The organism is Streptomyces poriferorum, assembly GCF_019399235.1.
Classification (GTDB): Bacteria; Actinomycetota; Actinomycetes; order Streptomycetales; family Streptomycetaceae; genus Streptomyces; species Streptomyces poriferorum.
The window spans coordinates 105,199-125,173 of the sequence record NZ_JAELVH010000001.1 but is presented as its reverse complement, the minus strand read 5'-3'; the positions used below and the strand labels follow the sequence as shown (position 1 = coordinate 125,173).

The 19,975-nt window shown below is 71.6% G+C and carries 15 protein-coding genes and 1 pseudogene; 6 read left to right on the top strand and 10 right to left on the bottom strand.

What is annotated here, in order from left to right; all coding sequences use genetic code 11:
- Nucleotides 1-27: 27 nt before the first annotated feature.
- Both JGS39_RS00370 and JGS39_RS00365 read left to right on the top strand, forming a co-directional pair.
- Entirely contained in the window at nt 28-1,458 is a 1,431-nt protein-coding gene (locus JGS39_RS00370) for an MFS transporter (protein ID WP_219566439.1), read from the top strand.
- A gap of 47 nt (nt 1,459-1,505) precedes the next feature.
- Nucleotides 1,506-2,753, top strand: a complete 1,248-nt coding sequence (locus JGS39_RS00365) for a metal-dependent hydrolase family protein (protein WP_219566438.1) — start codon at nt 1,506-1,508, stop codon at nt 2,751-2,753.
- Here the strand turns inward: JGS39_RS00365 and JGS39_RS00360 are convergent.
- Together JGS39_RS00360 and JGS39_RS00355 are read right to left on the bottom strand one after the other, a co-directional pair.
- Entirely contained in the window at nt 2,723-3,289 is a 567-nt protein-coding gene (locus JGS39_RS00360; RefSeq protein ID WP_219566437.1) for a GNAT family N-acetyltransferase, read from the bottom strand. The genes JGS39_RS00365 and JGS39_RS00360 overlap by 31 nt on opposite strands.
- 13 nt (nt 3,290-3,302) lie before the next feature.
- Nucleotides 3,303-3,872: a helix-turn-helix domain-containing protein gene (locus tag JGS39_RS00355; RefSeq protein ID WP_219566436.1), complete on the bottom strand. Its 570-nt coding sequence runs from the start codon at nt 3,870-3,872 to the stop codon at nt 3,303-3,305.
- Nucleotides 3,873-4,038: 166 nt separating this feature from the next.
- On the opposite strand from JGS39_RS00355, the gene JGS39_RS00350 reads away from it, so the two are divergent.
- Nucleotides 4,039-4,476 carry a DUF7144 family membrane protein gene (locus JGS39_RS00350; protein WP_219566435.1) on the top strand — a complete coding sequence of 146 codons (438 nt, stop codon included), beginning with the start codon at nt 4,039-4,041 and terminating at the stop codon, nt 4,474-4,476.
- Nucleotides 4,477-4,508: 32 nt separating this feature from the next.
- Here the strand turns inward: JGS39_RS00350 and JGS39_RS00345 are convergent, their stop codons facing one another.
- From JGS39_RS00345 to JGS39_RS00335, 3 genes are all read right to left on the bottom strand, one after another.
- Nucleotides 4,509-5,882 carry a chloride channel protein gene (locus JGS39_RS00345; protein WP_219566434.1) on the bottom strand — a complete coding sequence of 458 codons (1,374 nt, stop codon included), beginning with the start codon at nt 5,880-5,882 and terminating at the stop codon, nt 4,509-4,511.
- 130 nt (nt 5,883-6,012) lie between these two features.
- Nucleotides 6,013-7,782 carry a cation:proton antiporter gene (locus JGS39_RS00340; protein WP_219566433.1) on the bottom strand — a complete coding sequence of 590 codons (1,770 nt, stop codon included), beginning with the start codon at nt 7,780-7,782 and terminating at the stop codon, nt 6,013-6,015.
- Between the two features lie 199 nt (nt 7,783-7,981).
- Nucleotides 7,982-8,671 (bottom strand): hypothetical protein, encoded by a 690-nt coding sequence (locus JGS39_RS00335; protein WP_306069162.1) that lies wholly within the window; start codon nt 8,669-8,671, stop codon nt 7,982-7,984.
- Nucleotides 8,672-8,837: 166 nt separating this feature from the next.
- Here JGS39_RS00335 and JGS39_RS00330 point away from each other — a divergent pair, with 166 nt between their 5' ends.
- Nucleotides 8,838-9,062: a DUF6011 domain-containing protein gene (locus JGS39_RS00330; RefSeq protein WP_219566432.1), complete on the top strand. Its 225-nt coding sequence runs from the start codon at nt 8,838-8,840 to the stop codon at nt 9,060-9,062.
- 36 nt (nt 9,063-9,098) lie between these two features.
- Here JGS39_RS00330 and JGS39_RS00325 read toward each other — a convergent pair whose 3' ends face one another.
- Together JGS39_RS00325 and JGS39_RS00320 are read right to left on the bottom strand one after the other, a co-directional pair.
- Entirely contained in the window at nt 9,099-9,980 is an 882-nt protein-coding gene (locus JGS39_RS00325; protein ID WP_219566431.1) for an acyl-CoA thioesterase, read from the bottom strand.
- Nucleotides 9,981-10,026: 46 nt separating this feature from the next.
- Nucleotides 10,027-12,540 (bottom strand): DEAD/DEAH box helicase, encoded by a 2,514-nt coding sequence (locus JGS39_RS00320; protein ID WP_219566430.1) that lies wholly within the window; start codon nt 12,538-12,540, stop codon nt 10,027-10,029.
- Nucleotides 12,541-12,710: 170 nt separating this feature from the next.
- On the opposite strand from JGS39_RS00320, the gene JGS39_RS00315 reads away from it, so the two are divergent.
- The gene (locus JGS39_RS00315) at nt 12,711-13,502 is read left to right on the top strand and encodes a metal-dependent hydrolase (RefSeq protein ID WP_219566429.1); all 792 of its coding nucleotides are present in this window, start codon (nt 12,711-12,713) and stop codon (nt 13,500-13,502) included.
- Between the two features lie 22 nt (nt 13,503-13,524).
- Here the strand turns inward: JGS39_RS00315 and JGS39_RS00310 are convergent, their stop codons facing one another.
- Nucleotides 13,525-14,520 (bottom strand): Lrp/AsnC family transcriptional regulator, encoded by a 996-nt coding sequence (locus JGS39_RS00310; protein ID WP_219566428.1) that lies wholly within the window; start codon nt 14,518-14,520, stop codon nt 13,525-13,527.
- 205 nt (nt 14,521-14,725) lie between these two features.
- Between JGS39_RS00310 and JGS39_RS00305 the strand changes: the two genes are divergently transcribed.
- Complete coding sequence (locus JGS39_RS00305; protein ID WP_372456122.1) at nt 14,726-16,216, top strand: MFS transporter; 1,491 nt, start codon at nt 14,726-14,728, stop codon at nt 16,214-16,216.
- 11 nt (nt 16,217-16,227) lie between these two features.
- On the opposite strand, the pseudogene JGS39_RS00300 reads toward JGS39_RS00305, so the two are convergent.
- Both JGS39_RS00300 and JGS39_RS00295 read right to left on the bottom strand, forming a co-directional pair.
- A pseudogene (locus JGS39_RS00300) lies at nt 16,228-17,838 on the bottom strand (ABC transporter ATP-binding protein); the annotation flags it as partial.
- Nucleotides 17,835-19,685, bottom strand: coding sequence for an ABC transporter transmembrane domain-containing protein (locus JGS39_RS00295; RefSeq protein WP_219566427.1), 1,851 nt, complete (start codon nt 19,683-19,685; stop codon nt 17,835-17,837). The pseudogene JGS39_RS00300 and the gene JGS39_RS00295, both read right to left, overlap by 4 nt.
- Nucleotides 19,686-19,975 lie beyond the last annotated feature (290 nt).

Below are 19,975 nucleotides of genomic sequence, written 5' to 3'. Positions count from 1 at the left end.
GCGCGGCCGTGCCCAAGTGGAGAACCCATGTCGCGTATCCAGCCCACCACGGGCACCGGCGCGCCCGGCCCCGGCGCCACCCGCGTCGCCGCGGTCGTCGGATTCCTGGTCTTCGTCGAACTGACCAGCGGCATCATCCAGGGGATGATGCCGACCCTGCTGCCCGAACTCGGCACCGTTCTCGGCGTCGGTGCGGGCGACCTCAACTGGGTCAACGCGGCACAGTTGCTCGCCGCCGCCGTCTCCGTGCCGCTGTTCGGCCGGCTCGGCGACATGTACGGCCACCGACGGCTCCTGCGCGTCGCCGTCCTCTGCCTCGCCGTCGGCTCCGTCCTCGTCGCCTGGGCGCCCTCCTTCGAGGTGCTGCTGGTTGGCCGCGTGCTGCAGGGACCGCTCGCCGCGCTCCTGCCCCTGGAGATCGGACTGGTCCGCGACCGGCTCGACGCCTCCGGCGCCCGCAGTGCCATCGCCATGCTCGTCGGCGCGCTGACCTTCGGCGCCAGCGCCGGCATGGTCGTCGCCGGACTGCTCCGGGAGGCCATCTCCTCCGTGCACGGCGTCCTGTGGATCCCGGCCGCGGCCACCGTCCTGTGCGCCGGAGTCGTCTTCTTCCTGGTGCCCGAATCCAGGACCCGGGCCCGGGGCCGGGTCGACTGGGCCGGGGCCGGACTCCTCAGCATCGGTCTCGCCACACTGTTGCTCGGCATCTCCCAGGGACCCAAGTGGGGCTGGACCGACGCGGCCACCCTCGGCCTCTTCGCCGTCGCCGCGATCACCCTCACCGCCTGGGTCCTGGTCGAACTCCGTGTCGCCGAGCCGATCGTCGACATCCGCCTCACCGTGCGGCGCACCCTGTTCCCCGTCTACGCGGCGAGCTTCCTGCTCGGCACCGCCCTCTTCGGGGCCCAGACCGCGCTGGTGCTCTTCGTGTCCTCACCGGCCGACAAGGTCGGCTACGGATTCGGCTACGACGCCCTCGGTATCGCCTGGCTGATGCTGCCGTCCGGTGCCATGGCGTTCATCGCCTCGCTCTTCGCCTCCCGTCTGTTCAAGCTCATCGGTGGACGCGGCGCCCTCGGACTCAGCGGCGGCCTCATGGCGATCGGCTACCTGATCCTGATCGCGGCCCACGACGAGCCCTGGCAGTTCGTCGTCGTCAACGTCATCGTCGGCACGGGCGTCGGACTCGCCCTCAGCGCGATGCCCGTCCTGATCGTCGAATCCAGCCCGCACGAGCGCACCGCCATCGCCACCGGCATCTACAACACCGCCAAGACCGTGGGCGGTTCCGTCGCGGGGGCCGTCTTCGCGGCCATCCTCACCGCCCTCACCTTCCAGGGCACCGAGATCCCGACGATCGACGCCTACACCACCGTGTGGTGGTGCTGCGCCACGGTATCGGTTCTCGTCGCCGTCGCCGCGGCGGTCGTAGCCCGTCCCGCGAAGTCCGCCAACTGAACCTCCGCCCCGCCCCCTTGCACCCTCTCCAGGGAAGGAACAGCGCCATGCCCACCCCCACCGCATCCGTACTCCTGCACAACGGCCTGCTCATCGACGGCACCGGGGGCGACCCGGTCCGTGACGGAGCGGTTCTCATCGAGGACGGCCTCATCCGGTGGGCGGGCCGCACCGCGGACAGGCCCGCCACCACGGCCACGACCCGGCGCATCGACGTACGCGGAGACGCGATACTCCCGGGTTTCATCGACTGCCACGTCCACATGGCCGCGCCCGGAACGGCGATGAGCCACGCCGAGATCGCCTCCCTGCCGCACAGCCTGCTGACCTTCCTGGCCGGACCCCGGATGAGGCAGACCCTCGAAGCCGGCGTCACCACGGCCCGGGACCTGGGCGGCGCGGACGCCGGACACCGGCGAGCCGTCGAATCGGGCCTGCTCGTCGGCCCACGCCTCCAGGTCGCCGTCTCCATGCTCAGCCCGACCGGCGGGCACGGCGACTTCCGGCCCGGCAACGACCACCGCCCCAACGAGAACGCCATGGGCCGGCTGGCCGACGGACCCGCCGAGTGCCGCAGGGCCGTCCGCGAGGTGCTGCGCCAGGGCGCCGACTGCGTCAAGATCGCGGCGACCGGCGGTGTGTGGAGCCCGACCGACCAGCCCGACGACGACGGCTTCCTGGAGGACGAGATCCGGACGATCACGGAGATCGCCGCCGGACACCGCGGCAAGAAGGTCGCCGCCCACGCCCAGGGCCGGGGCGGGATCCTCAACGCCGTCCGGGGCGGTGTCGCCAGTGTCGAGCACGGCTACGAGATCGACGACGAGGCCATCGGCCTGATGCTGGAACGGGGCACCTTCCTCGTGCCGACGCTCACCACCGCCCGGACCGACCCGGACCCCGGGAAGGCGGCGCCCTGGGCGTACGCGAAGAAGAAGCACTGGCAGGACGTCGCCCACCGGCACATCCCGCGCGCCATCGAGCGGGGGGTGCGGATCGCGATGGGCACCGACTGCGGCATCGCCGAGCACGGCACCAACCTGCGCGAGCTCGGCCATCTCGTGGACTGCGGCATGACTCCCATGGGCGCGCTGCGGGCCGGAACCGCCGAAGCGGCCGAACTCCTCGGCCTCGCCGCCGAGATCGGCACGCTGGAGCCCGGCAAGCGCGCCGACGTCGTGATCGCCCGCGGCAACCCGCTCGACGACATCCGGGCCCTCGGCGACCCCGCGAACATCCTGGTCGTCATGAAGGACGGCGTCGCCTACAAGGACGTCGAGGGGCTCACCGCCTGAACGGACCCCGCACGGTCCCGGCCGACCGCCTTGTAGTAGAAGGTGGTCGGCTTCAGGACACCCGCCGGGTCGGTGGCGTAGTCGGGAACGGAGCCGCACTCCGTCCAGCCGGCCGAGCGGTACAGCCGCTCGGCCGGACTGCCGCTCTCCGTGTCCAGGACCATCAGCGTGACGCCGTCCTCCGCCGCCGAGCGCTCCGCCGCGTCCAGCAGTCGCCTGCCGAGCCCCTGACCCCGTGCCGACGGACGGACCATCAGCTTGGCGACCTCCGCGCGATGACGGGCGTTGGGCAGCGGAGCGCGGGCCAGGCCGATGGTGCCCGCGATCCGCTCACCGTCCCGGGCGATCCAGACCTGGTGCTGCCCCGCATCCACGGTCCCGGCCCGCTCGCGCCACCAGCACGCGGCGGCTCCCCGGTCGAGCGGGGCGAGGAAGCCCACGGACGATCCGCCGTCGACCGTCTCCACGAGGAGGGCGGCCAGCTCATCGGCGTAGGTGACCAGTTCGGGCCCGGACACCGGAACGATCTCGGTCATGCGGCAGGTCCTTTCACGGTGCGACGATCATCAGTGCGTACCGGACCCGCTCCGGGCCCGGACAGTGGAAACGCGAGGGGCCACGCAGCCGGAACCGGAGACAGTCGCCCGGGCCGACCGTGTGCGCGGTGGCGTCGACGGTGACCTCCAGCGTCCCCTCCAGAACCCAGATGTGCTGCTCCAGACCGGGGACCGGCGGATTCTCGTACGCGATCACGGCACCCGCGTCGAGGAGGCCCTCGATCACCTCCGCGCGCAGACCCGCGTGCGGAGGCGAGACGGACCGGCGGACGAAACCCGTCGACTCGTCACGCCACACCGCCTGCCGCCCGGCGGGCACCAGCTGCGGCGGCTGCGCCTCCACCTCCAGCAGCAACCGCGACATGGTCCGCTCATGGACGCTGCACAGCCGGCCGAGCTGGGCGGCCGTCGGGCTCAGCTCGCCGCGTTCGAGCCGCGAAAGCGTCGAGCGGCTCAGCCCGCTGCGCCGGGCCAGCTCGTCCAGCGACCAGCCCCGCTCCATCCGCAGCTCGCCCAGGCGCGCCGCGAGCCCGGCCTCCACGGCCCCGGCCTCGTTTCTCATAGTAGAGATCATATCTCCATATGGAGATGAGCGGCGATGGCCTACCGGCAGCGCCGGGCTTCCCTGTGCTGCCGGTAGCGCGCCGCCGTGCCAGGCTTGTCCCCGGGGGACGCCCGGCCGGGCGCTTCGGTCCTGCCGGGTGGTACCGCTACCCGAGGAGGCCCACATGGCCAGTACCAGCAACCAGCCAGGGACGGCGCGGGACGCCGCCGCGGATTCCTCCCACCCGTTCCGGACGGGCTGGACCGCCTTCGCCGCCATCCTGATGATCTTCGGTGGGGCCATGGCGATCTTCCAGGGAATCGCCGCCATCGCCAAGGACGACGTCTTCGTCACCACCAGCAACTACGTGTTCCGGTTCAACCTGACCGGCTGGGGCTGGATCCACCTCATCCTCGGCATCGTCATCGTTCTCGCCGGCTGCGCCCTGTTCACCGGGGCCGCTTGGGCCCGTGCCGTGGGCATCGTCCTCGCCGGACTCGGCGCACTCGCCAACTTCGTCTGGCTGCCGCACTACCCGCTGTGGTCCATCGTGCTCATCGCGCTGGACATCTTCATCATCTGGGCGCTCTGCGCGTCGGGCGGGGAGCGCGAGCGGGTCTGAGAAGGAACGAGCCGCAGCCGTCGGCGCCGTCGCTACGGCGCGGGCGGCTTCGTGGCGAACGCCGCCGGCGGGGGAGTGATCCTGAGCGTGACGACATAGGAGACGACCACCGAGACGATCACGAGAGGCATCACGGTGAGTCCCTGGGACCCCAGCAACAGCGTGGCCAGCAGCACCGACGTCATCGGGAGCTTCAGCATCGCCACACACATCGCCCCGATCCCCATGGCGAACCCGGAGGTCGGGTTCAGTCCCGGGAGATGGGAGAGCGCGAGGCCGCCCGCCGCACCGGCGAACATGGCCGGGAAGATGGGGCCGCCCCGGAAGGCGCTCAAGGAGGCGCAGTAGGCCAGGCACTTGCAGACGATGAGCACCACCAGGGTGGCCGCCGAGTACCGGACGCTGTCCGCGAGCAGCGGATCAAGCGCGTGCTCGCCCGAGTACAGCACCTGCGAGGCGGAGTTCCCGGTGATCTCGGCGTACAGGAGGGCGAGCACGCCGACCGCGAGGCCCATGACCACCGTGGCCACCACCCGGCGCCGCTCCACCCGAGGCTGAAGGAACAGCGCCAGCCGCTGGATCCCCGCCCCCACGAGCGCGGCACCCAGCCCGAGGACGACGGCCCAGCCGAACTCGGCGGCGCTGGGGCTGTCGGCCGGCGGTACCTCGTGCAGTGCCAATGAGTACGTGCCGAGTCCCGTCCACGAGCCCAGGCCGGTGAAGATCAGCGCACCGATCCCGGCCGCCAGGAGCCCCGGCACGAGAGCCACCCCGAGCATCAGCCCGGCCAGCCCCGAGGCCTCCATCAACAGGAACGCGCCCAGGAGCGGCGAGCCCAGCAGGGCGCTGACGGCCGCGAAACTGCCCGCGGCCCCCACCACCGCGCTCGCCCCCGGATCGATGTCCGGCTTGATCAGCCGCACCGCGTACACGGCCGTACCGCCGCCCAGTGCGATGAGCGGTGCCTCGGGGCCGAGCACCGCGCCGAGGGAGAGCGACGCGATGGCGGCGAGCGCGATGCCGGGCAGTTGCGCGGCCGAGGGCGCACCGGTGCTCACCAGCCCCTCGGCCGGTTTGTGCCCGCCGTCTCCCGGGAGACAGCGGATGGCCAGCCCCGTCAGCAGCCCCGCCACACCGACCAGCGGCACCGGCCACCACGAGGGCGTCCCCGCGAAGCCGAGAGCCTTGGGCAGGTCGTCGTACGTCAGGGACTGCAGTTCGGAGACGAGCGCGAGGAAGCCGAAGGCCCCCGCCGAGATCGGGACTCCCAGGACGGCCACGATCACCAGCAGGACCGCGTAGCCCCGGGTCCGGATCAGGGCCGCGGGGTCGGGTTGAGGGGCGGCGGGTGCTCCGGCGGGGTCGGGTTGCCGGTCTGCGGGTGTTCCGGCGGGTTCGGCCGACATGCTGGTTGTCTCCTCGGCTCGGGAATCCTTGCGACCGCCCTGTTCCGACGGCAGTCCGGGGGTGGCGACACGGTGGGGTGATCCGGGTGCGGTCACACGGTCCGGCCGGTGGCCGGCCGTGCCGCGGCGGTCAGCCGGTGAGCACGCCGGTGGGCGGACTCAGCAGGATGACGCTGTCACCGGCGCCCGGAGCAGGTGTCCGGGTGCCGGTGACCGGGGTGAGCTGTTTGTCCGGACTCACGACGAAGAGCAGCGCATGACGGTCCGGGAGCGCGCCGCCGGCCGGCCGTACCACCACCCGGGCACCCGCCTCGTACCGGCGGGCGAGCTCGGGCCCGGTGAGACCTTCACCGAACAGCGACTCACCGCCCGTGTACGGCGCGACCACCCCGTGGCTCGCCGACGGTGAGGCGAGCCGGTGGACCGAGCCGTCGACGCTCTCGCGCAGGGTCGTCGAGGCGAGGGCGTTGAAGTCGTTCTCGTCCGTGAGCAGCAGCACCCCGGTGATCCCTTCGAGCTCCGCGCCGGCGCCGGTCGCCGCGGCGAGCAGTTCACCGGGGGCCAGCGTCAGCCCGGCCTCCACGATCCGCTCCCGCTCACGCTCCGCGCCGGCCCACATCAGGACGTCCAGCCCCGCCGTACGCAGCGCACACGCCAGGTCGACCGCCCACGGTGCGCCGCCGACGAGCAGCGGCCTGGACCGCGCCGGACGCAGCACCCCGAGCCGCCTAGCGACCGGGAACGCCGTCAGGCCGTACAGCATCACCGTGGCGACGATCACGAGGAAGGTGGCGGGCAGGATGCGTTCGGCACCCGTGACGCCCTTGTCGATCAGGTCGGCGGAGAACGTGGACGCCGTGGCCGCGGCGACGATGCCGCGTGGTGCCATCCAGCCGATGAACCACCGTTCCCCGCGCGGCACGTCGGTGCGCAGCGTGGCCAGGTGCGCCACCAGCGGTCTGGTGACCAGGACGAGCAGACCGACCAGCGCGAGCGACGGCAGTACCACGTGCCGCAGCGACGACGGGGTGACCGTGGCCGAGATGGAGACGAACAGCAGACCGATGATCAGTGAGACGAGTGTGTCGAAGAAGGGCCGCCGCGCGGGAAGGTCCAGGCCCGGGAGATTGGCCATGGCCATCCCCATCACCACGGCGGAGATCAGGCCCGTGTCGTCGCGCAACGCGTCACATGCCGTTGCCATGCCGATCACGGCGGCGACCTGCACCGAGGTGGCCAGCTCTTCACTGAGTCGCACCCGCCGCAGCAGCAGCCACAGCACGCCGGCGCCGAGCGCCCCGCCGGCGACGCCCACCGCGGCACTGGCCGCGAACTCGCCCACCTGGCGGCCGAACCCCGGCCGCTCGCCCACGAGAACTGCGTGGAAGACGAGCGCCCCCAGGATGCCGCCCACCGGATCGATCAGCGAGCCCTCCCAGATGAGGATGCGCTGCAGCCGCTCAGTGGGCCGGACGAAGCCGAGCAGCGGCCCGACGACGGTCGGCCCGGAGACGACGAGGATCGAGGCGAGCATCACCGCCGCCCCCAGCGACATGTCCAGGACCGGTACGGCGAACAGCGCGGCGGACACCACGGTGAGCACCGTCCCGAGCACGAGCAGCCGGTGCACGACCCTGCGGGTGTGGCCCTTGAGCCGCTTGAGGTCCAGGCCGAGCCCGGCGTCGTAAAGGATCACCGCCACCGCCAGGGACACCAGCGGGGAGAAGGCGGCCCCCAGGAGCTGTTCGGGGTCGACGGAGTCGATGAGCGCCCCGGCCGTGAACCCGACCGGCAGCAGGACGAGGAGTGCCGGGACGCGCAGCCGGTTCGCCAGCAGCTGCGAGGCGACTGCGAGCACCACGATCAGTCCCAGACCCACGAGCACCTGATCGGCCGTCATAACAGCGCCTCCTCGGACGACATCCCTCCGGTGCCGCGGGCTGCGGTCGCGGCCCGCGGAACACCGCGCGCGACCACCTTCCGCGGCAAGGGCGCGGCAGAGCGGTCAGGCGCGCGCCCACAGGGGGCAGGGGGCCGCGGTATCCATCCAACGGCCTAACGGCGCGAGGGGTGCGGCACGAGGTCCGGCCGGCCGGCCGTCACTTCTTCTTGTCGTCCCACGGCGTGCCGATCCAGCTGTCGAACGAACGGACCACCGCGGTGAGCGCGGCCGCCAGCCGCTGGTCGACCCACGGGGCGTGCACGACGACCCGGTCGTCGGAGCGGTACTCCAGAGGCGCTTCCCGACCGGCCCGCCAGACGATGCGCCGCGGCCCGCGCGGCACGTCACCGCCGCCGCCGAAGACGCTCGCCACGCCGATGAGCACCCACAGAGGGAACAGCGGCCACCACACGTACCACCAGAAGATCCGGCCCTTGGACCCGACGGCCGCCGGGCAGCCCGGCTGGGCGACGGTCCAGCGCGTGCGCAGCCCCTTGCCGGACAGCGCCTTCTCCCGTACGAACGTGCCGAGGAGCTCGCCCTGACCGCCCCACACCTGGTACTCCGAGACGCCGTTGCCCGCCGAGGTGGTGACGAGCGTGGCCAGCCGGGTGCGGCGCTCCGGTTCGGCCCAGAGCACGAACGAACGGGCACCGTCCTTCCGCGCCGCGAGATACGCGGGTATGCCACCCGGCGGCAGCTCGCGCTCCAGGTACGCGACCACGTCGAACCGGCCCGGGGACGGGTCGACGACGACGTGGCCGAAGCCTTCGGCCACGCCCGGACGGACCACGCCGCCGGCTTTCGCGTCCGTGGGCAGGGCCACTACTTGCAGGGCGTTGGTCACGGGCGACTCCTCCGTTGTGCGCGACCGGAATTCGAAGGGTAGACGGGTTCCGGGGACGCACGACGCGTGGAGTCCCCGCTGCCCCGGGAGGCGCGAGGCCCGAAGTCCCCGCTACCTCGGGCAGCGCGAAGCCCGAAGTCCCCCGCAACCCTGGGATGATCGACGCATGGAGCCCTCGGAACCCGCCCCCGACGCCGAGCCGCTGCCCGGCACCGCCGCGGCCACCGGCCGCCGCCCGGTCCGCTGCCGCATGTGCGGGCGCCCGCTCACCGGCACGGCCTCGCGCCGCACCGGCCTCGGACCCGCCTGCGACGCCAAACTGCACCCGGCTCCGCCGGACATCCGCACCCGCCGGCACGAGGTCGAACAGGACGCGCTGCCGGGCACCTGAGACGTGTACGACCGGGCACGCGCCGCGCGGCAGTCGTCAGGACCGCTGCTCGCCCAGCCGCCGGAACAGCCCCTCCTGCACCACCGACACCAGCAGATTGCCCTCGCGGTCGTAGATCCTGCCGCGCGCCAGACCCCGCCCGCCGGTCGCCACCGGCGACTCCTGGTCGTACAGGAACCACTCGTCGGCCCGGAACGGCCGGTGGAACCACATCGCGTGGTCCAGCGACGCCATGTCGAAGCCGCGCGGCCCCCACAGCGGCTCCACCGGGATGCGTACCGCGTCCAGCAGCGTCATGTCGCTCGCGTACGTCAGCGCGCAGGTGTGCACCAGCTGATCGTCACCGAGCGGGCCGACCGCACGCATCCACACCGCGCTGCGCGGGTCCGCGTCCTTGATCTCCTCCTGTGTCCAGCGCAGCCGGTCGACGTAGCGGATGTCGAACGGCTGACGGCGCGCCATCCGCTCCAGCGCCACCGGCAGTCCGCCCAGATGCTCGCGCACCTCGTCGGCGACCGTCGGCAGCTCTTCGGGATCGGGCACGACACGGGCCGGCGGCAACTGGTGCTCGAAACCGGCCTCCTCCGGGCGGTGGAACGACGCCGTCAGATTGAAGATGGTCCGGCCCTGCTGCACGGCCGTCACCCGGCGGGTGGTGAACGACCGGCCGTCCCGGACGCGCTCGACCTCGTAGACGATCGGCACCCCGGGACGGCCCGGCCGCAGGAAGTAGGCGTGCAGCGAATGCACCGGCCGGTCCCCGTCCGTGGTGCGGCCCGCCGCCACCAGCGCCTGCCCCGCGACCTGCCCGCCGAAGACCCGCTGCAGGGACTCCTCGGGACTGCGGCCGCGGAAGATGTTGACCTCGATCCGCTCCAGGTCGAGCAGGTCGACCAGGCGCTCGACGGGGTTCGTCATGCGGTTCTTCTCCACTCTCGCAGCGGCGCCACCGGTACGGGCGCGCTCACAACTGGCCCACGGAGGTGACCCGGACAATCGCCCGGCCCTCCTCGTCGGACGCGGCCAGGTCGACCTCGGCACTGATGCCCCAGTCATGGTCGCCGTTCGGGTCGGCGAACGTCTGCCGGACGCGCCACAGGCCGTGCTCGGCATCCTCGTCGATCTTCAGCAGCTTCGGTCCGCGGGCGTCCGGACCGGTGCTCAGCTCCTCGTACTCGTCCCAGTACGCGTCCATCGCCTCGCCCCACGCGTCCTCGTCCCAGCCCGCGTCCCCATCCAGCTCGCCCAGATCGCGGACCCGGTCCAGCGCGGCCAGCTCGACCCGGCGGAACATCGCGTTGCGTACCAGCACCCGGAAGGCACGGGCGTTGGCCGTGACCGGCTTGACCTCGTCGGCGCGCTCCTGCGCCTGCTCCGCCGTCTCCACCTCGGGGTTGGCGAGCTGCTCCCACTCGTCGAGGAGGCTGGAGTCGACCTGACGGACCATTTCGCCGAGCCACGCGATGAGGTCCTCCAGGTCCTCGGACTTGATGTCGTCCGGGATGGTGTGCTCCAGCGCCTTGTACGCGCTCGCGAGATACCGCAGCACGATGCCCTCGGTGCGGGCCAGCTCGTAGTTCGACGTGAACTCCGTGAACGTCATGGCGCGTTCGTACATGTCGCGGATCACCGACTTCGGCGACACCGGGTGGTCGCTGACCCACGGGTGGCTCTGGCGGTAGACGTCGTAGGCGTGCCACAGCAGTTCGCTCAGCGGCTTCGGGTACGTGACGTCCTGGAGGAGCTCCATCCGCTCCTCGTACTCGATGCCGTCGGCCTTCATCTGCCCGACCGCCTCACCGCGCGCCTTGTTCTGCTGCGCGGCGAGGATCTGGCGCGGGTCGTCGAGTGTCGACTCCACCACCGAGACCATGTCCAGCGCGTACGACGGCGAGTCGGCGTCCAGCAGCTCGAACGCGGCGAGCGCGAACGTGGACAGCGGCTGGTTCAGCGCGAAGTCCTGCTGCAGATCGACGGTGAGCCGCACGATGCGGCCCTCCGCGTCCGGCTTCTCCAGCCGCTCCACCACGCCGCCGTCCAGCAGCGACCGGTAGATCGCGATCGCCCGGCGGATGTGGCGCAGCTGCGCCTTGCGGGGCTCGTGGTTGTCCTCCAGCAGATGCCGCATCGCCTCGAAGGCGTTGCCGGGACGCGCGATCACCGAGAGCAGCATGGTGTGCGTGACCCGGAAACGGGAGGTCAGCGGCTCCGGGTCGGACTGGATCAACTTGTCGAAGGTGGTCTCGGACCAGGCGACGAAGCCCTCGGGGGCCTTCTTGCGGACGACCTTGCGCTTCTTCTTCGGGTCGTCGCCGGCCTTCTTGACCGCCTTCTCGTTTTCCACGACGTGCTCGGGGGCCTGCGCGACGACGAAGCCCGCCGTGTCGAATCCCGCCCGGCCGGCCCGGCCCGCGATCTGATGGAACTCACGGGCCCGCAGGGTCCGCACCCGGGTGCCGTCGTACTTGGTGAGGGCGGTGAACAGCACGGTGCGGATGGGCACGTTGACGCCGACGCCGAGCGTGTCCGTACCGCAGATGACCTTCAGGAGCCCCGCCTGGGCGAGCTTCTCGACCAGCCGGCGGTACTTCGGCAGCATGCCCGCGTGGTGCACACCGATGCCGTGGCGTACGTAACGCGAGAGGTTCTGGCCGAACTTGGTGGTGAAGCGGAAGTTGCCGATGAGATCGGCGATCTTCTCCTTCTCCTCTTTGGTGCACATGTTGATGCTCATCAGCGACTGTGCCCGCTCGACGGCCGCGGCCTGCGTGAAGTGCACGATGTAGACGGGCGACTGCCGGGTGTCCAGGAGCTCGGTGATCGTCTCCGTGATCGGCGTCAGCCGGTACTCGTAGCTGAGCGGGACCGGCCGGGTCGCCGAGCGCACCACGGAGGTGGGGCGGCCGGTGCGGCGGGTCAGGTCCTCCTCGAACATCCGGACGTCACCGAGCGTGGCCGACATCAGGACGAACTGGGCCTGCGGCAGTTCCAGGATCGGGATCTGCCACGCCCAGCCGCGGTCCTGCTCCGCGTAGAAGTGGAACTCGTCCATGACGACCTGGCCGATGTCCGCGTACTTCCCGTCACGCAGCGCGATGGACGCCAGCACCTCGGCGGTGCAGCAGATCACCGGGGCGTCGGCGTTGACCGAGGCGTCACCGGTGAGCATGCCGACGTTCTCCGTACCGAACAGCTTGCACAGGTCGAAGAACTTCTCCGATACCAGCGCCTTGATCGGAGCGGTGTAGAAGGTGACCTTGTCCTGGGCCAGCGCGGTGAAGTGCGCACCCGCCGCGACCAGGCTCTTTCCGGACCCGGTGGGCGTGGAAAGGATCACGTTGGCCCCGGAGACCACCTCGATCAGCGCCTCCTCCTGAGCCGGATAGAGAGTGATCCCCTGCGTCTCGGTCCATGACGAGAAAGCCTCGAAGAGGGCGTCGGGGTCGTCGGTCGGGGGCAGCTGATCGATAAGGGTCACGCCCCCATCTTGCCTGTCTTCCACCCCGATGAGGGAACCGGACGACGGTACGAAGATCACGGACGATACGCTGCCCACTCAACTCGGCCGCACCGCAACGTTGATGGCCGGAACATGTGCACAGGCGATACCTGTCGCACCTCACGACACCTACGGGGGCGGAAACAGCCATGATGGGACCGGCACACTCTCTGTCAGGGGCAGCGGCCTGGCTGGGGGTGGGCGCGGCGGCGGCTGCCGCGGGCCACACCATGCCGTGGCCCGTCCTGGTCGTCGGCGCGCTGATCACCGCCGGCGCCGCGCTCGCCCCGGACCTCGACCACAAGTCGGCGACCATCTCGCGCGCCTTCGGACCGGTCTCCCGCGGACTCTGCGAGATCGTCGACAAGCTCTCGCACGCCGTCTACAAGGCCACCAAGATGCGAGGCGACTCGAACCGCAACGGCGGCCACAGGACGCTCACCCACACCTGGCTGTGGGCGGTCCTGATAGGAGCGGGCGCCTCCGCGGCGGCGGTCACCGGCGGCCGGTGGGCGGTGCTGGCGATCCTCTTCGTCCACTTGGTGCTCGCCGTCGAAGGGCTGCTCTGGCGGGCCGCCCGGGTGTCCAGCGACGTCCTGGTGTGGCTGCTCGGCGCGACCAGCGCATGGATTCTCGCGGGCGTCCTGGACAAGCCGGGCAACGGCTCGGACTGGCTCTTCGACGCCCCCGGCCAGGAATACCTCTGGCTCGGTCTGCCCATCGTGCTCGGCGCCCTCGTCCACGACATCGGCGACGCGCTGACCGTCTCCGGCTGCCCGATCCTGTGGCCGATCCCGGTCGGCCGCAAGCGCTGGTACCCGATCGGCCCGCCGAAGTTCATGCGGTTCAGGGCCGGCAGCTGGGTGGAGCTGAAGGTGCTGATGCCGGCGTTCATGGTGCTCGGGGGAGTGGGTGGGGCCGCCGCCATGAACTTCATCTGACGGCCGGCGGCCCGCCCCGCGTCTACGCAGGCGCGGGAGGGACCAGACGGCCGTGCGAGATCAGGGAAGCGGCCTGCTTGAGGCGGCGCACCCGAATGCTGACCCCGTAGGCGTCGACGCCGGGAGTGGCGGCCAGGCGCGTGGTCAGATAGCGGTAGAACTCCTCGGCGTCCCGGCAGATGACGATGGCCATCATGTTGTGGTCGCCACTGGTGGCGGCGGCGAACGCGACCTCCTCGTGACGGGCGATCTCGTTCCCGGTGCGCTCCAGGCGGGCGGGGGCGACGCGCAGCCAGAGGGTGGCGTTGAGATGGAACCCGAGATGCTCCGGCAGCAGGTCGATGTCGTACGAGAGGGTGCCGGACGTCTCCAGGGACTCCAGCCGGCGGGCGACGCGGCCCTTCGACCATCCGGTGGCTCCGGCCAGCTGTGTGTGCGAGGTACGGCCGTCCTCGGCGAGGGCGTCGAGCAGCGGGCCGTCCTCCGCGGTGAGGGGGAGGAGCCGGCCGTCCGGGACGGAGGGCCGGCTGCCCGCCAGCCGCTGTTCCTGCTCGGCGGTGAGGTGTCCGCCGTAGCCCGTCCAGCCGGCCGTGCCGGGGTCGCCGAACGGATGGATGAGCAGATCGATGCTCACGTCGAGGACGGCCGTGGACCGGGGAAGCTGCTGGAGCAGCATGTCCGCGCGCGGGGCGTGGAGCGGTGAGCGGATGACGCAGATGATCTCCGAGCCGCCCGAGGCGATGCCGACGTAGGCGATGTCCGGCCGCCGGGCCAGGCTGTCGGCGAGGGGAGCGACCCGGTCGGGGCGGCAGCGGATGCGGGCGACCCACTGCGCCTCACCGTGTACGGCCGGATCGACCAGGCCCACGACCCGCATCACGCCCGCCCGGCGCAGGGCCTGATAGCGGCGGGCCGCCGTCTGTTCCGACACCCCGCTGATCTCGCCGATGAGCCGGAACGGGGCGCGCGGCGCGCGATGGAGCGTGCGGAGGATTCTCATGTCCACGTCGTCGATCACGGTGGAAGTGTGGCACGTAGCCGCGTGAGGATGGAGGTTTGTCCTCGCAAACCCCGCTCGCTTCGTTGATTCTGCGTCGTGTCGTCGATGCTGGGCTCCGATCCGGCACCGTTCCCGGTACGGGGCGCGAGGGCCGGGAGACGCCAGGCCCTCGCTCCGGACAGGACATCGACCGCGGCGCACAGCGTCGCAAAGGAGCACCTCCTTGAACGTCACACCCGCGGCGAGCAGCCGGCCCGACCGGCGGACGGCCACGCTCGTCATGGCCTGCCTGGGCGTCTTCGTCGCCTACTTGCCGGTGACCACCGTCGCCGTGAGCCTGCCCGCCATCCAGGCGGCGCTCGACGCGTCGACGGCCCAACTGTCCTGGGTCCAGGACGCGTTCGTTCTGCCCATGGCCGCGTTCATCCTGACCGCCGGAGTGGTCGGCGACGTCCACGGACGCAAGAAGGTCTTCCAGGCAGGCCTGTTGTTCTCCGCCGCCGGCGCCGCCGTCGCGCTGGCGGCACCGTCGATCGAGGTGCTCTGGGCCGGCCAGGCACTCGCCGGACTCGGTGCCGCCGCGCTGCTCCCCACGACCCTGGCCCTGATCAGCCACGCGGTGCCCGACCACCGGGAGCGCGGCAAGTTCATCGGCCTTTGGGCCACCTCGCTCCTGATGGCGCTGGCCGTCGGCCCGCTGATCGCCGGACTTGTCCTGGAGCACACGGACTGGCGGTGGATCTACCTCCTGGTCATTCCCGTCTCACTCGTCGCGACGGTCTTCGCCGCGCGACTGCTGACCGACTCGCGCGCCCCGCACGGGCGACGGCTCGACTGGCCGGGCCAGATCACCGCCGCGGTTGCGATCACCGCCCTGGTGTACGGCGTCATCGAGGGCGGTGCCGGTTCCTTCACCGACGCGCAGGTCCTGGCGGCGCTGTTCATCGCCGCGGCCGGCGCGGTGGCCTTCGTCCTGGCCGAGCGGCGCAGCGACAGCCCGATGCTGGACCTGGCCCTGTTCCGCAGCCCGGCGTTCACGGCCACCACCCTGGTCGCGATGATCTNCCGCCTCATGCACAGGATTCACGCCCGTATCCTGATCACCGCCGGGCTGCTCGTCGTCTCCGGCGCGCTGCTCTCGATGACCACCCTCGACGCGGACACGTCGTTCGTCTCCATCGCATGGCGGCTGGCCCTGCTGGGCATCGGCATGGGCGGCATCCTGACGCCCATGACGGCCACCGCGGTCGCCTCCGTCCCGCAGCACCTGGCCGGCATGGCCGCAGCCGGCAACAACGCCTTCCGCCAGATCGGGGGCGCACTGGGCCCCGCCGTGCTGGGAGCCCTCCTCACGTCCCGCGCCCTGGACACCTTCCCTGCCCATCTCGCGGACGCGGGGATCTCCGGAGCCGGCCGTCGGACCATCGTGGAGACTGCCCGCGAGGGAGGCCTCGGCGCGGTCGCCCAGATGAACCTGGGCGCGCAGACCGGACAGGCCCTGGGCGCGATGGGCGACGCCTTCCTCGACGGACTGCGGCTGTGCCTGATCGTCGCCGCGGCGCTCACGCTGCTCGCCGCGCTGGTGTCCGCGGTCCTGCTCCGGCCGCGCACGTCATCCGCCGGCACGGCGAAGGTTGCCGCGCAGCCCGTTCCCGGCACGGTGAAGGTTGCCGCGCAGCCCGTCCCCGGGAGCGCGCCACCGCCGGCGCGGTGACATCCGCAGGCGGCGGTGGCGCGCTCCCGGGGACGGGCTGCGCGGCAACCTTCACCGTGCCNCGTCGCCTCGTCCAGGACCAGCGTGTGCGGATCGGCCAGCACCAGCCGCGCCAGCGCGATCTGCTGTGCCTGCGCCGGGGTGAGCACCAGGCCGCCCGACCCGACCTCGGAGTCCAGCCCCTCGTCGAGGACCCTCGCCCAGCCGTCCGCGTCGACCGCGGCCAGCGAGGCCCACAGCTCCGCGTCCTCGGCACCGGTACGGGCGAGGCGCAGGTTGTCCCGCAGCGAGCCGACGAACACATGGTGCTCCTGATTGACCAGGGCCACATGCGTACGGACACGCTCCGCCGTCATCTGCGACAACTCCGCACCACCCAGCTTCACTTCACCGGTCCGCGGAGCATAGATCCCGGCCAGCAGCCGGCCCAGCGTGGACTTGCCGGCACCGGACGGACCCACCAGCGCCATCCGCGTACCCGGAGCCACATCCAGCGACACCTTGTGCAGCACGTCGAGACCGGCCCGGTAGCCGAAGTGCACCTCGGCAGCTCGCACTTCGCGGCCGTCCGGCGACACGCCCGCGTCACCGGCGTCCGGCTCGATCTCCCGGACCCCCACGAGCCGGGCCAGCGACACCTGGGCGACCTGCAACTCGTCGTACCAGCGCAGGATCAGGCCGATCGGATCGACCATCATCTGCGCGAGCAGCGCACCCGTCGTCAGCTGACCGACGGTGAGCCACCCCTCGATGACGAACCAGCCGCCGAGCATCAGGACCGCGCCGAGAATCGTCACGTACGTGGCGTTGATGACGGGGAAGAGCACCGACCGCAGGAACAATGTGTACCGTTCCCACGCGGTCCATTCCGCAACCCGCCGGTCCGACATGGCGACCCGCCGCGCCCCCAGCCGGTGCGCCTCCACGGTCCGTCCGGCATCGACCGTCTCCGCGAGCATCGCCGCGACCGCCGCGTAACCGGCCGCCTCCGAGCGGTACGCCGAGGGAGCCCGGCGGAAGTACCAGCGACAGCCGATGATCAGCACCGGCAGCGCGACGAGCACCGAGAGCGCCAGCGGGGGAGCGGTCACGGCCAGCGCGGCGATGAGCAGCCCCGCCCACACCACACCGATGGCCAGTTGTGGCACAGCCTCGCGCATGGCGTTGGCGAGCCGGTCGATGTCCGTGGTGATCCGGGACAGCAGGTCTCCCGTGCCGGCCCGCTCCAGTACGCCCGGCGGCAGCCGGACCGACCGCACGAGGAAGTCCTCACGCAGATCGGCCAGCATCTCCTCGCCCAGCATCGCACTGCGCAGCCGCATCATCCGGGTGACCACGGTCTGGATGACCAGCGCCACCGCGAACACCGCTGCGGTGCGCTCCAGATGAAGGTCGGCGACCCCGTCGGACAGGTCCTCGACCAGTCCGCCCAGCAGGTACGGACCCACGATCGACGAGACCACCGCCACGCAGTTGAGCGCCGTGACCACGACGAACGGCCGCCGGTGGCGCCGCATCAGCTCCCGGACATAGGTGCGTACGGTCGTGGGGGTGCCGACCGGCAGGGTCGTCGCCGACTCCGGGGCGGCCGGGTCGTAGGACGGTGGTGCGAGGCCGGTCATGCCCTCTCCTCGATTTCCTCGATCGTGCCGATCGTGTCGATGTCCTCGTTCATGTCCGGTCCCGACGCGGCGATCTCGTCCTCGGTCTCCCGGGTGACGACCGCGCGGTAGAGCGGTTCGTCACGTAGCAGTTCACGGTGGGTGCCGACCGCCACCACGGTCCCGCCGTGGACCAGCGCGACCCGGTCCGCCAGGTCGAGCAGCAGCGGTGACGAGGCGAACGCCACCGTCGTACGGTCCTTGCGCAGCGCCTTGACGCCCTCGGCGACCCGCGCCTCGGTGTGCGAGTCGACGGCGGACGTCGGCTCGTCGAGGACCAGGGCCTCAGGGTCGGTCACCAGGGACCGCGCCAGGGCGAGCCGCTGCCGCTGGCCGCCGGACAGCGACCGGCCGCGCTCGGTGATCCGGGTGCTCATGGGGTCGCCTTCGGCGTCGACGGACGCCTGGGCGAGCGCGTCCAGGACATCGCCGCACTGCGCGGCAGCCAGCGCGTCGACGGCGGCCACCCGCCCGGACGACGGCACGTCCAGCAGTTCCCGCAGCGTTCCGGAGAGCAGCACCGGGTCCTTGTCCTGGACCAGCACGGCGGTCCGGGCCGCATCCAGCTCCAGTTCGTCCAGGGGTACGCCCCCGAGCAGGACCGACGGCACCTCGGGAGACGCGGCCTCCTCGGCCTCACCCTCCTTCGCCACGGCCGGCTGGGCATGGCCGCCGAGCCGGTCCGCGAGGCGGCCCGCCTCGTCCGGGTCGCCGCAGACCACCGCGGTGAACAGGCCCTCCTGAGCCAGCAGACCCGTGACCGGGTCGTACAGGTCACCGGTCGGCGCGGCGTCGATGGTGGACGGCCGCGCGACCCGGCTCAGCGAGAGGACCCGGACCGCACGCTGGGCGGACGGCCGGGAGAAGGAGTACGCCATGGCGATCTCCTCGAAGTGCCGCAACGGGAACAGCAGCAGCGTCGCCGCGCTGTACACCGTCACGAGCTGGCCGACGTCGATCTTCCCGTCCCGGGCCAGCGCCGCCCCGTAGGTGACCAGTGAGATCAGCAGCACGCCCGGCAGGAGTACCTGGATCGCCGAGATCAGCGACCACATCCGCGCGCTGCGCACGGCAGCCCTGCGGACCTCCTGGGAGGCGCGCCGGTAGCGGCCGAGGAACAGTTCCTCGCCGCCTATGCCACGCAGCACGCGCAGTCCGGCCACCGTGTCCGAGGCCAGCTCGGTGGCCTTTCCGGCCTTCTCGCGCTGGACGTCGGCGCGGCGGGTGGCCCGGGGGAGGAGCGGCAGTACGGCCAGGGCGAGCAGGGGCATGGCGAGCGCCACGAGCACGCCGAGCGAGGGCAGATAGAGGACGAGCCCGACACAGATGATGACGAGGGCCGCGGCGGCTGCGGCGAAGCGGGAGAGCGCCTCGACGAACCAGCCGATCTTCTCCACGTCGCCGGTGGACACCGCGACGACCTCGCCCGCGGCGACCCTGCGCGTCAGCGCCGAGCCGAGCTCCGCGGTCTTGCGGGCCAGCAGTTGCTGGACGCGGGCGGCAGCGGTGATCCAGTTGGTGACAGCGGTCCGGTGGAGCATCGTGTCGCCCACCGCGATCAGTACACCGAGCACCGCGATCATGCCGCCGGCCAGCGCCAGCCGTCCGCCCGACCGGTCGACGACCGACTGGACGGCGAACCCCACGGCGAGCGGCAGCCCCGCGAGAGAGCACTGGTGCAGCAGACCCCACGCCATGGACTTGAGCTGTCCGCGGATCTGGTTGCGGCCGAGCCAGAGCAGGAAGCGAGGGCCCGACCGGACGTCGGGATCGCCGGGATCCGAGTACGGAAGATCGCGAATGTGCATGACGTCCCAAAAGATCGGAAGGAGCTGAGATCCGCGAGGATCTCCAGAAACACGTGGGGGATGCGTGTGGGGGGACCAAACCGTCCAAGCCTCGCTCCCCGCAGGAGCCGAGGCAAACCCTTTTACGCACAGGGCAGCTCTCTACACGCAGGGCACGGCTCTACGCGCAGGGCACCGCTCTACGCGCAGGGCACGGCTCTACGCGCAGGGCACCGCTCTACGCGCAAGGCACCGATCTACACGCAGGGCGCCGCGAGGTCCGGGGGACGCCGGGCCGGTCACGGGGTAAA

What these genes read in the sequence shown, in the direction of transcription:
- JGS39_RS00370 (WP_219566439.1), top strand. Translation starts at nt 28, where the DNA reads ATGTCGCGTATCCAGCCCACCACGGGCACCGGCGCGCCCGGCCCCGGC.
- JGS39_RS00365 (WP_219566438.1), top strand. Translation starts at nt 1,506, where the DNA reads ATGCCCACCCCCACCGCATCCGTACTCCTGCACAACGGCCTGCTCATC.
- JGS39_RS00360 (WP_219566437.1), bottom strand. Translation starts at nt 3,289, where the DNA reads ATGACCGAGATCGTTCCGGTGTCCGGGCCCGAACTGGTCACCTACGCC.
- JGS39_RS00355 (WP_219566436.1), bottom strand. Translation starts at nt 3,872, where the DNA reads ATGAGAAACGAGGCCGGGGCCGTGGAGGCCGGGCTCGCGGCGCGCCTG.
- JGS39_RS00350 (WP_219566435.1), top strand. Translation starts at nt 4,039, where the DNA reads ATGGCCAGTACCAGCAACCAGCCAGGGACGGCGCGGGACGCCGCCGCG.
- JGS39_RS00345 (WP_219566434.1), bottom strand. Translation starts at nt 5,882, where the DNA reads ATGTCGGCCGAACCCGCCGGAACACCCGCAGACCGGCAACCCGACCCC.
- JGS39_RS00340 (WP_219566433.1), bottom strand. Translation starts at nt 7,782, where the DNA reads ATGACGGCCGATCAGGTGCTCGTGGGTCTGGGACTGATCGTGGTGCTC.
- JGS39_RS00330 (WP_219566432.1), top strand. Translation starts at nt 8,838, where the DNA reads ATGGAGCCCTCGGAACCCGCCCCCGACGCCGAGCCGCTGCCCGGCACC.
- JGS39_RS00325 (WP_219566431.1), bottom strand. Translation starts at nt 9,980, where the DNA reads ATGACGAACCCCGTCGAGCGCCTGGTCGACCTGCTCGACCTGGAGCGG.
- JGS39_RS00315 (WP_219566429.1), top strand. Translation starts at nt 12,711, where the DNA reads ATGATGGGACCGGCACACTCTCTGTCAGGGGCAGCGGCCTGGCTGGGG.
- JGS39_RS00295 (WP_219566427.1), bottom strand. Translation starts at nt 19,685, where the DNA reads ATGCACATTCGCGATCTTCCGTACTCGGATCCCGGCGATCCCGACGTC.